This window comes from Vibrio crassostreae, from assembly GCF_041439375.1.
Classification (GTDB): Bacteria; Pseudomonadota; Gammaproteobacteria; order Enterobacterales; family Vibrionaceae; genus Vibrio; species Vibrio crassostreae_D.
In genome coordinates, this window is record NZ_JBGONY010000009.1 from 49968 (window position 1) to 61827 (window position 11860).

Annotated in this window: 8 protein-coding genes; 6 read left to right on the plus strand and 2 right to left on the minus strand. The window is 43.7% G+C overall.

Annotation, left to right across the window (positions count from 1 at the left end):
• The 4 genes from ACED45_RS06135 (at position 1) to ACED45_RS06150 (ending at position 3336) form a co-directional block, all read left to right on the plus strand.
• The gene (locus ACED45_RS06135; RefSeq protein WP_371713512.1) at positions 1-1098 is read left to right on the plus strand and encodes an amino acid ABC transporter permease; all 1098 of its coding nucleotides are present in this window, start codon (positions 1-3) and stop codon (positions 1096-1098) included.
• A gap of 22 nt (positions 1099-1120) precedes the next feature.
• Positions 1121-1885 (plus strand): amino acid ABC transporter ATP-binding protein, encoded by a 765-nt coding sequence (locus ACED45_RS06140; RefSeq protein ID WP_017059704.1) that lies wholly within the window; start codon positions 1121-1123, stop codon positions 1883-1885.
• A gap of 295 nt (positions 1886-2180) precedes the next feature.
• Complete coding sequence (locus ACED45_RS06145; protein WP_102432721.1) at positions 2181-2846, plus strand: Bax inhibitor-1/YccA family protein; 666 nt, start codon at positions 2181-2183, stop codon at positions 2844-2846.
• A gap of 160 nt (positions 2847-3006) precedes the next feature.
• Positions 3007-3336 carry a TusE/DsrC/DsvC family sulfur relay protein gene (locus tag ACED45_RS06150; RefSeq protein ID WP_017057205.1) on the plus strand — a complete coding sequence of 110 codons (330 nt, stop codon included), beginning with the start codon at positions 3007-3009 and terminating at the stop codon, positions 3334-3336.
• Positions 3337-3395: 59 nt separating this feature from the next.
• On the opposite strand, the gene yccX is transcribed toward ACED45_RS06150, so the two are convergent.
• On the minus strand, positions 3396-3683 hold the full coding sequence (gene yccX, locus ACED45_RS06155) for an acylphosphatase (RefSeq protein ID WP_048660773.1): 288 nt from the start codon (positions 3681-3683) through the stop codon (positions 3396-3398).
• An 88-nt stretch (positions 3684-3771) separates the two neighbouring features.
• Here yccX and ACED45_RS06160 point away from each other — a divergent pair, with 88 nt between their 5' ends.
• Both ACED45_RS06160 and ACED45_RS06165 read left to right on the plus strand, forming a co-directional pair.
• Positions 3772-5175: a methyl-accepting chemotaxis protein gene (locus tag ACED45_RS06160; RefSeq protein WP_017068925.1), complete on the plus strand. Its 1404-nt coding sequence runs from the start codon at positions 3772-3774 to the stop codon at positions 5173-5175.
• A 128-nt stretch (positions 5176-5303) separates the two neighbouring features.
• On the plus strand, positions 5304-6497 hold the full coding sequence (locus ACED45_RS06165; protein WP_017059708.1) for a class I SAM-dependent methyltransferase: 1194 nt from the start codon (positions 5304-5306) through the stop codon (positions 6495-6497).
• A 77-nt stretch (positions 6498-6574) separates the two neighbouring features.
• On the opposite strand, the gene ACED45_RS06170 is transcribed toward ACED45_RS06165, so the two are convergent.
• Positions 6575-11860: Calx-beta domain-containing protein (locus tag ACED45_RS06170; protein WP_371713513.1), on the minus strand; the 5286-nt coding region annotated here is incomplete at its 5' end.

The window sequence follows — 11860 nt, forward strand, 5'->3', positions numbered from 1 at the left end:
ATGAGTACACATCAATTTCAACCTGATCTTCCGCCTCCAGCGAATACCGTTGGGCCAGTCGGTTGGTTAAGAAAAAATCTATTTAATGGACCAATTAACAGCGTCGTCACTGTGGTTCTTGCTTACTTTGCTTTTACCCTTATATGGGCAGTAGCGGATTGGGCATTCATCAGTGCCGACTGGATAGGAACCACACGCGATGCCTGCACTAGCGAAGGCGCTTGTTGGGTCTTTATTAGCGTTCGTTGGGAGCAATTCATGTATGGCTTCTACCCAGAAGCTGAACTGTGGCGACCTCGCCTCTTCTACGCTACGTTAGCCATTTTTGTGGCCTTACTGGCCTACGAAAAAACACCTAAACGTACGTGGATCTGGTTGTTCTTCGTAAACATCTACCCAGTTATCATTGCTGGCTTGCTATACGGTGGTGTCTTTGGGTTAGAAGTTGTCGATACCCATAAATGGGGTGGTCTACTGGTCACACTGATCATCGCACTTGTTGGTATTGTAGTGTCACTCCCTATTGGTGTTGCACTTGCGCTTGGGCGTCGTTCAGAGATGCCGATCATTCGTAGTATGTGTACCGTATACATCGAAATTTGGCGTGGCGTACCGCTCATTACCGTTCTATTCATGGCCTCAGTTATGCTCCCGCTCTTTTTATCAGAAGGAACAGAAACCGATAAGCTGATTAGAGCACTTGTTGGGGTAGTACTATTCAGTGCAGCCTACATGGCAGAAGTAATTCGTGGTGGTTTACAAGCAATACCAAAAGGCCAATACGAAGCGGCTGATGCTCTGGGACTAAGCTACTGGAAAAAGACAGGGCTTATCATTCTTCCTCAAGCTCTTAAAATCACGATTCCTTCAATTGTGAACACCTTCATTGGTTTGTTCAAAGATACCAGTCTTGTTTTAATTATTGGTATGTTTGATGTGTTAGGAATTGGCCAAGCCGCGAATACCGACCCTGAATGGCTTGGGTATTCAACAGAAAGTTATGTATTTGTCGCGTTAGTGTTCTGGGTGTTTTGTTTTGGCATGTCGAGATATTCGATATGGCTAGAAAACAGACTTCACACCGGTCACAAACGATAATTAACAAGATCAAGGACGTATTATGACGCAGCAGACAGAAAACAACTCTCAAGGTCTTATGATCGAGTTGAAAGACATGAACAAATGGTACGGTGAATTCCACGTACTTAAGAACATCAACCTAGAAGTTAAAAAAGGCGAGAAAATCGTTATCTGTGGCCCTTCCGGCTCAGGTAAATCAACGATGATCCGTTGTATCAACCGATTAGAAGAGCACCAAAAGGGTCATATCTTTGTTTCAGGTAATGAATTGACGGAAGATCTCAAGAACATCGAAGCCGTTCGCCGAGATGTAGGCATGTGTTTCCAGCACTTCAATCTGTTCCCACATCTGACGGTATTAGAGAACTGTACTTTGGCCCCTATCTGGGTCAAAAAGATGCCGAAAGAAGAAGCTGAAGCGATTGCGATGAAATACCTAGAGCGTGTGAAAATTCCTGAGCAAGCAGACAAGTTCCCAGGTCAACTTTCAGGTGGTCAACAACAGCGTGTAGCTATCGCTCGCTCTTTGTGTATGAACCCTCAAGTGATGCTGTTTGATGAGCCAACGTCGGCACTCGATCCAGAAATGGTTCGTGAAGTATTAGACGTAATGGTTGAGCTAGCGGAAGAAGGCATGACAATGCTTTGTGTGACGCACGAGATGGGCTTTGCTAAAGAGGTAGCAGATCGCGTTATCTTCATGGATGCCGGTGAAATCATAGAAGAGAACAACCCTGTCGACTTCTTTGAAAACCCACAATCAGACAGAACGCAGAACTTCTTAAGTCAAATCTTACACCATTAATGTGTTATGATGCATAAACTATAGAGGCGGCTTAGGTCGCCTCTTTATTTTTCAAGGTTATAGATGGTTTTCTAAAGTTCTAAATAACTGGCTATGACGACTAAAGGTTGAAGATCGTATTTTAGCTATACTTAATTACAGCCTAAAGAAATACTTTGTTACACCTTCAGAAACACTTAACCGACTATTTTTATTATTATTTTACGTATACAGGAGGAATGAAAGACTTGATTTTTCGAACTTTCACCCCCATAAATGTACTAATAACTATTGAAGTCACCTTACGAGGAAGATTATGAACAGCCCTATGTTTTCACGCACAGCATCTCAAGAAAGTGCTCTGCAAACCAATAAAGTGTTGCGTAACACCTACGCATTACTGTCTATGACACTACTTTGGTCTGCTGTTGTAGCAGGCGTATCCATGGCGATGAACCTTCCTCGCCCGGGTCTTATTATCATGCTTGTTGGCTTCTACGGCCTACTTTTCCTAACAGAGAAGAACCGTGACAACAGCATGGGTCTAGTCTTCACATTCCTATTTACAGGTTTCTTAGGCTACACCATTGGTCCAATTCTTAATATGTACGTTGGCGCAGGCATGGGTGATGTCATCCTAACTGCACTTGGCGGTACAGCACTGGCGTTTATGGGCGCATCAGCTTACGCGCTAACAACTAAGCGTGACCTGTCGTTCCTTAACGGCATGCTATTAGCTGGTTTTGTAGTACTGCTTGTAGGTATGGTTGCAAATATCTTCCTACAGATGCCTCTACTATCATTGGCAATGAGCGGTATGTTCATCCTATTCTCGACTGGTGTTATCTTGCTTACAACGCAAAACATCATTCGTGGCGGTGAAACAAACTACATCTCTGCAACGATCAGCTTGTACGTATCAATCTACAACATCTTCATCAGCCTGCTAAGCATCCTAGGCATCATGGGCAACGACGACTAATCGTTCCCATCATTGAAGAATATCTAGCCCAAGAGCCTACCTCTTGGGCTTTTTTGTATCTATAAGTACGATATTTCTATGGATAGCTACAATTTCAGTTGAGAAAGATAAACTTGGTCATGTACCCTACCCGCATAGTTAATTGGATTCTGGATTAAACATGTTTGAATATAACGGCAAGCAAATCGAAACCGACGCTCAAGGCTACCTATTGGATTACACGCAATGGGAAGAAGGTATGATTGAAATACTTGCTCAAGATGAAGCTATTGAACTTACGGATGCACACTTAGAAGTCGTCCATTTTGTAAGGAGCTTTTACGAAGAGTTCAATACCTCACCAGCGGTTCGTATGCTAGTTAAAGCGATGGAAAAAGCGCACGGCCCAGAAAAAGGTAACAGCAAGTACCTATTCAAGTTATTCAAAAAAGGGCCGGCAAAACAAGCAACCAAGCTCGCCGGTTTACCTAAACCAGCAAAGTGCTTGTAAAAACCTAACCCGCTTTAAGTTATTTAATTACGCTCGATATAAATACTGTAGTGCCATAACTACAGTATTTTAAACGTCCCTACACGTACGTCTTGGCGCTCACTATCTTTAACTTGATGCATCTCTACGTTGTCTACGATTGCACTCGAAGGGCCTATGTTGAGCCAAGCATGCAACTTCTCTATTTGCTGACTCTCTCCGACAGCTAATACTTCAACTCGACCATCATTTAAGTTCTTCGCATAGCCTGAGAGACCCATAGCTTGCGCCTGCCTACTGGTGTGGTAACGAAACCCAACACATTGAACTACGCCTGACACGACAAAAATATATTGTGAACTTTCCATAACGTTGCCTCATAATTTATATGAATGATATAGTTGAGCTTCTATTCATTCACCACTTATTGGTGGACTTACTTCGAGTATAACGATTATGAAAGAAATCCCATTTCGTTGGATTGACAAATATCTCATTCACCTAAAAATCCAAGAAAAGTTCTATCTACTCTTCTTATTACCTCTTCTCGCCCTAGTTATATTAACTCTCGTTTTAGATAGCGCCGCGGACTCTTTGCTTGCTCACCTTTATCAAGAAGAAATGCTCTTGATGAAAGGACTTATCGAAGCAGGTCAACTCACTAAAGATCAAGTCGCTCAACTTGTCAGCAGCTCTGAAACCATCTCTTTGGGCTACGGTGCTGGTTCTGTTTCGGTAATGAATGGTGCATTCAGCCTAGTTGCTAACCATGACCAAAACCTTTGGTCTGCTCTGTCTACGACTCAGGTTTCTATCATCGCTGTAACCCTAACGCTTATCGCGCTGGGTGTTTACTACATCATGACCTTCATCGGTGGTGCGATGTTCTCTATGAACAAAGCTTTAAACACACTGGCTAATGGTGACCTAACTTGCCGCATGAACTACTTCTTAGTTCGTGATGAGTTTAGTGAAATCGCTATTACGATCGACAAAGTAGCAGAGCGTGAACAAAACATGGTTCTGTCAATCCAAGAGTCTGTCGCTCTAATGCAGCAGATCAGCTCGGACTTAAACCAGTCAACACAACAAAGTTCAGACATCTCTGGTAACCAACAAGAACACCTGAATAGCTTAGCAAGTGCAACGGAGCAAATGGCTGCTACGATTCGCGAAGTCGCTACCCTTGCTCATGAGTCTAGCTCACAAACGATGGACGCTCGCGGCGTTGCTCAGAGCGGTCAAGTCAAGGTTTCAAATACATTGGAGTCTATCTCTAGCCTATCTCAAGAGATCCAATCCGCTTCACAAGCAGTAGAAGAGCTGGATGCCAACGCAGCGCAGATCGATGAAGTCGTCACTACCATCAACGGTATTTCTGAACAGACTAACCTGTTGGCGTTGAACGCCGCTATCGAAGCCGCACGTGCTGGCGAGCAAGGTCGTGGGTTTGCTGTTGTTGCCGATGAAGTTCGTGCCCTTGCCGGTCGTACTCAGCAAGCAACGGTTGAAATCCAAAGTATGATTGAGTCATTACAACGTAACAGCCAATCACTGACCAAGCTGATGGAAGTCACGGTGAACAATGCTAATGAAGGCCAAACACTGATGTCAGAAGTGAACGTTGAGATCGGTTCATTAGCGGAAAAGAACCAGTCTATTTCAGATAGCAGCACTCAAATTGCTACCGCGGCTGAAGAACAAGGCGTAGTCGCTGACAACATTGCACAGAGTGTTGAAGAGATTCGTCATCAGTCAGACAGTATCTGCGAGATGATCAGTAAGAGTAATTCCAATGTTGACCAACTTCGTAAACAAAGCGATACGATGGAAGGTTTGCTGACAGGTCTTAAAGCTTAATACTGATATCCACCACAATGTGTTGATTAATCATTACTAGGGCTGCTTCTGCAGCCCTTTCTTATTTGCTTTTCACCTGTACTTCCCCGACAATACCCCTCCTTCAAATTCAACAAACAGAGTAAATTATGACTCCTTCAATTCATCTAGCTAAAGGCCGAGATAAATCACTACGCCGCAAACACCCTTGGGTATTTTCACGCGGTATCGATAAGGTCGAAGGCGAACCAAAACAAGGTGAAACTGTAGACGTATATGCTCAAAATGGTCAGTGGCTTGCAAAAGCGGCTTACTCACCAGAATCTCAAATTCGAGCTCGTGTTTGGACATTTGAAAAAGAAGAGATCAACAAGGCGTTCTTCGTAAAACGAATTCAAGACGCACAGTCTTTACGTGAAGACATCATTGAGCGTGATGGTCTAACGGGCTACCGCCTAACGGCCGCAGAGTCTGATGGCTTGCCAGGTATCACAATCGACAAATACCAAGACTTTCTTGTTTGCCAACTGCTAAGTGCTGGCGCTGAGTTTAACAAAAGCGTGTTGGTTGAAGCGTTAATCGAGTGCTTCCCTGACTGCAACATCTACGAGCGTTCAGACGTAGCGGTTCGTAAAAAAGAAGGCCTAGAACAGGTTGTCGGCGTACTTCACGGTGAAGAACCACCTAAGTCAATTGTGATTGAAGAGAATGGCGTTAAAATCAGTGTAAACATCATGGAAGGCCACAAAACGGGCTTCTACATGGACCAACGTGATAGCCGCAAAGAATCTATGAAGTACGTTAAAGGTAAAGATGTCCTTAACTGTTTCTCATACACAGGTGGTTTTGGCCTTTACGCACTAAAAGGCGACGCGAAGCGTGTTATCAACGCTGACGTATCTCAACTTGCTCTTGATACCGCTAAGTTCAACGCTGAACTTAACGAGTTTGATATCTCGAAAAAGCGCGCTGTATTCCTAAACGCTGACGTTTTCAAACTGCTTCGTGAATATCGAGACCAAGGTACTAAGTTTGACGTAGTAATCATGGATCCACCAAAGTTTGTTTCAAGCAAGAATAACCTGACTTCAGGCGCTAACGGCTACAAAGACGTTAACATGCTTGCGATGCAAATCCTGAAACCAGGTGGTACTCTACTCACCTACTCTTGCTCTGGTTTAATGGGTACTGATTTGTTCCAGAAAATCATCGCCGACGCTGCATTAGACGCAGGCCGCACTGTTAAGTTCGTAGAACGCTTCGAGCAAGCAGCCGACCACCTAACGGACACGGCCTACCCAGAAGGCTTCTACCTAAAAGGTTTTGCTTGTAAGGTGCTTTAATTTTCGTGCTTTAGAATCTAGCTTTTATAGCAAAACAGACGTAATAAAAAAGGGCCTTTCGGCCCTTTTTTATTATTTTAATCTTGCGGTTTATATATAACATCATTGAGTAAGTTGCTCAATGCTTGCCCTGTTATATCACCAGAGTTGACATCCACATAACCTAGCTGGTCTACAGCATCTTCTAAATTGATAGTTTGATGATTACCATCACGATCAATATGGAGCTCAACATCATTGCTATCGACAACTTTCGCCGTCACGTCACCTAACAGATCATCCATATTCTCGCCATTGTGTAGCAAATCAGAAAGATCAATATGATCTTCAGTTACAGTAAAGTCAGTGATCACATCTAATGAGTTAACAAAATCAGCCTCACCTATAACGAATAGATCATCACCCTCACCACCGGTTAATAGGTCATTACCGGAACCACCGACTAGTATGTCATCACCTTTCCCACCTTCGAGAACATCATTGCCGCCATGACCAAATAGTATGTCGTTACCATCATCCCCATAGAGGTAATCTGTCTTGTCACCTTGGTGATCTTGGTTAAACTCTTGAATGTTACCCTTCACGTAGTTGTGTATATCTTCTGCATCAACAGTTGATACATCTTGACTAGTTTCGCTGGCAACATGTGATTGAATAGCACTCAGCCCCTGTTCGTTTGAACCAAAATCAATCAAATCACCAAATAGAATATCGTTGCCATCTCCACCATGAAGGGTATCAGCCCCTTGTTTTAATGGTACATCTTGGCCCAAAATAGTTTCAGCAAGCTTGGTCACATCGATATTTGAGTCAACAACGCCATCTGTATCATATTGCTGTAGGGTATTCGCGTTGACGCCACTACCCAGGCCAATTGCTTCGACACTCGAAAGACCAGCTAGCACTTGATACATGTGTTGAGCTTGAACAGAATTTCCACCTTCGTCATCGTAATACAGGCTACCATTTGATCTGTCAATATCACCAATTTTCTGAGTAGTAGACGGGGAATAAATTCTTCCTGAAGAGTCAATAAGAACGTTTCCTTTATAGTTCACAGTCTGACCGTAGGTATAGTTATAGTCATCGACAATATCTTCTAACGTCACTAACTGGCCGCTTGAATCAACATCTAAAATCACTTTAGAAAAATCACTCTGAGGCAAATTATCTAGATCGGTATGTCTATTAGGTTTACCGTCAGTGATAAAATAAGTGATGTTCTGACCATTAGGATTAGGCTGACTACCGAACCAGTCTACTGCAGATTGTAAACCTGATTCGTAATTCGTACCACCGCTACCATTGTTTCCTATGGTGTTCAGCTGCGCCACAAAATCTTGTCTTGCTGTTGGAGAACTTAAGTCAACTGAAACAATAAACGTCGCGCCAGATGCAAACTCTGTCAACAGAACATTCACAGTACCAGGTTGTGAACCTTGAGTTGCAGCCGCTTGAAGTTCGTCGAATACATCGAGGATTTCTTGTTTAGCTGTACCTACCCAACTCCCCATACTCCCCGAAGTATCAAGCACGAATGCAATGTTATAATCTTCACCAGCAATAATTTCTATGCCCTGAACATCACCAACAATTAAATCATGATCCGCGCTACCATTAATCATGTCATTCCCATGGGAACCAGATTCCAACACGTAATCGCGTGCTGTTACATCAACAGTTTCAGTACTAGAAGCACTATCACTATTAGAGGACTCTACCGACGTTGCAGTAACGCTGACTGGGAAGTCAAGGGTACCTTCGTAGTCAAACGGTACTTTAATATTAAATGAAGCATTCCCATTTGAATCAATTGGAACAAGAAAAGTACCGTCTACTTCAGCATCAATAGCTTGTCCATTAACATAAACCTCAATACCTTCAGGAAGGCCATCTACTGTTACTGTCTGAGATAAGCTTTCGCTTCCGTCTGTATCAACAAGGTCAACATCAACATCGACTGGAATCATTCTATCTTGAAGCACCGCGTATGTGCCGTCAGGGTTCAGTTCTATAACTTTGTCTGCAAATACTACACGCTCAATTTCATACAAATGGTCACCACGATCCTCCTGTCCACTATGATCGTTCACTGAATCGATAGAATTAGTATCCAAGAGGATCCAATATGGCACGCCGCCGCCGTGGTTATCTTTAAAGGTAAAGTTATAATCTTCAAAGTTACCTGTTAGATAAACCGTATCAACCCCATCATGGGTGGTATTACTACTCGCATCATCACCATAGAAAGAGTCGTTTTGAGCTCCCCCAACAAAGACATCATCACCACCGCCTCCATACATACTATCGACGTTGTTTCCGCCAACAAACAATGTATCAGTGTCACTATAGTCATTGTTATCACCAAGATGGGATGGTAGCGAATTATCTAGCCCTATCTCAATCGCTAGGTCAGTGTTCTCTACTTGATTATTGCCAACTGCAGCAATAACATCAGCATGATGAGACGAAATCGCATTCAACTTAACCATATCCCCAAGTGTTATCTTGACAATAGGCGCATCTGCTACAGCGATAACTTCAATGTCTAAGTTTTCTGTAGCTCCGGTGTTAGTCGTGTAAGTAATCGCCGGAACGTCACCAGACCAATGATCGGCCGGATCGAAGCTGTAACTGCCGTCTTGATTCACAACTAACGTACCGGCATCAATTGACACGGTTTGTCCAATCGCGTAATCAAGGCCATCAATAGTAATGAAGTCAACCTGGAGAACATTATCTCCATCGGTATCGTTCGCTAAAACATTACCTTGTAATATTTCATCTTCGTTAACGAGGCCTGTATCACTTACTGTATTAGTTGTGAGATTCTCATGAACAATCACATTGATAGTCGCGTTTGATTGAGCAAAGTCTCCATTCGAATCTTCAGTACTTGTTGCGGTCACAAATATCGTGAAATCGTCATGACTACCCTGTGGCGGCATAACAGTGAGAGAGTCTAATACCCACCCCGTAACATCAACCTTCTCACTAGTACTACTGATTGTAACCGACACATTACCGTCGGAAATAACTGCACCAACAGGAAGCCCTGCCAATATTACGGCTAACGATTCAGAGCCATCTGTATCACTTAAGCTCGCGCGGATTTCAGATAATGGAATTTCAGTATCTTGAAGCCCTTCATTAACTTCATAGGTCTCATAAAACTCAACGCCGTTCACCTCTTGAAGTTCAGAAGTTCTAAAATCTACATTATTTAGAGCATTTTCATCACTAACGATATAAAGATTACTGTTGCTCAAGTCGACTGCTGCATTACCATCAATGGAAACATTTACATTGTAGTTACCGGCACCACTTTGGTTGTGGTGATAAATCTCTATTGGGTAAAAACCAGACTCTGACGGAACAAAGGCTCCGCCTTTAATGTCACCACGATCATTCCCCCATCGAGCTTCATCGAGTAAGACTCCGCCAATTGTAATAGCAATGCTGTCGTCGGCAGTTCCGATAAAATCATAGCTGGTACCAGCTTCAAGGTATACCAACGCGGTAATTAGCACAGCCTCATCTTGTAGAGTTGCGTTTGTGCCAGTGTCTTCAGCATTTACTGTTGTGGATTGAACACCACTTACCGGGTCGAGCATATCAATGGCATCAATAAGCACAAGACCAGTTACGCCAAGACCATTATGACCACCGATATTAACGTTACTCCAAGTTGTCACATTAAACTCTTGTTGAGGCAATGAGAGTCCAGGAGTAACCGTAGCTAGATTTGGTTTGTCTGCTACAGGTGTAACATCAATGGTTAATGTTGACTCCTGACCGTCATTTTGGCCATCTGTTGGTTTAAACCCAATATGAGCATAGTCAGATGATTGATCACCAACAGTTGAACCACCAAAACTATCATCACCAGATTCATTATAATCAGGAGTGAAGCGAACTCCGTTTGAATCAAATTGATCTTTACTTAACTCTTGCCCCTGTTGAACTGGCTGCCAAACACCTTGGGTATCCATATATTCGAACATACCATCAACTGGTAAAGAAGTGATTTCGACTGACAAGGACGTATCCGGAGAGTCGACGTCTGAGACACCGAATGATGACCAGGCAAGTACTAAAGCGATACCCTGAGCATCTTCCGAAATAGTTATAGCAGAAGGTGACGCTTCTGGCGCATCATTGACATTAGTTAAAGCAATATCAACCACCGCGGCATCTTCACCACCTGTACCATCGATGACCCTAACATTTAATGTATAAGCACCCAGATCAGCATCATCTATAGTTTGATTTAAAGTGATATCACCGCTTACAGCATCGATATTAAATAATCCATTACTTAAAGAACCATCGGCAAAGCTATAACGGAGTTCATCACTGTCTTGGTCTTCAGCGACGACAGTACCAACAACAGTGCCACTTACAGAATTTTCTCTTATTGAACCAAAGTTGTAACTATCAGAATTTGGTAAATCGCCTGCAGTGTCCCCATCAGAAATGAATTCTGGTGCGTGCTGCGCATCCACAATAATCACCGTCGCCTCGGAAGCACTAATATCAAGTGATGAATTAGCTCCCGCTGAGCTCATGAGAATGATCTCTAGATTTTCTGCACCTTCATAAATGCCATCATCTAAAGTTTTAATATCTAATGGTGCGGAGGTTTGACCCGCAGGGATCGTCACAGTATAAGTAGTCGGAGCTAAATAATCACCGTTAGTTACATCGCCACCGATAGTAAACGTTACAGTTACATCTTCAGCCGCCAACTGGTCAATACTTATGGTAAAGCTCGCATCACTGTTTTCTACTACGGAGGCTGTATCTGCAGTAATACTAACTTTTGGTGCAACTTGGTCGTCTGTGATGGTCGCTTCGCCTGTCGCCGTGCCGTTAGACGTCACGCCGTTCGATTCTGTCACCACCAGACCGAAGGTTTCATCGCCTTCATAGACATTGTCGTCTGCAGTCGGAACGGTCACAGTAATCGCTGTCACGCCCGCTGGGATCGTCACGTTGCCGCTTCCATCCACCGTCAGAGTTTGTGTCTGGTTATTTCCATCGACGTAAGTCACCACCATGTCACCAAGGTCGTTGGCTTCTGCTGTGTAGTTACCGTCCGTCGTTGGCGCTAGATTCACCACCACTGGCGCTTCGGTTTCATTCGACAGTGACACGGTGAAGACCGCATCTGTCCCTTCGTTCACGTCACCCGCGTCAGTCACCGATAATGCTGGCTTATCGTTGTCTGGGGTTCCTGGGCCTGTACCTGTACCGTCGTCTGTGATGGTCGCTTCGCCTGTCGCCGTGCCGTTAGACGTCACGCCGTTCGATTCTGTCACCACCAGACCGAAGGTTTCATCGCCTTCATAGACATTGTCGTA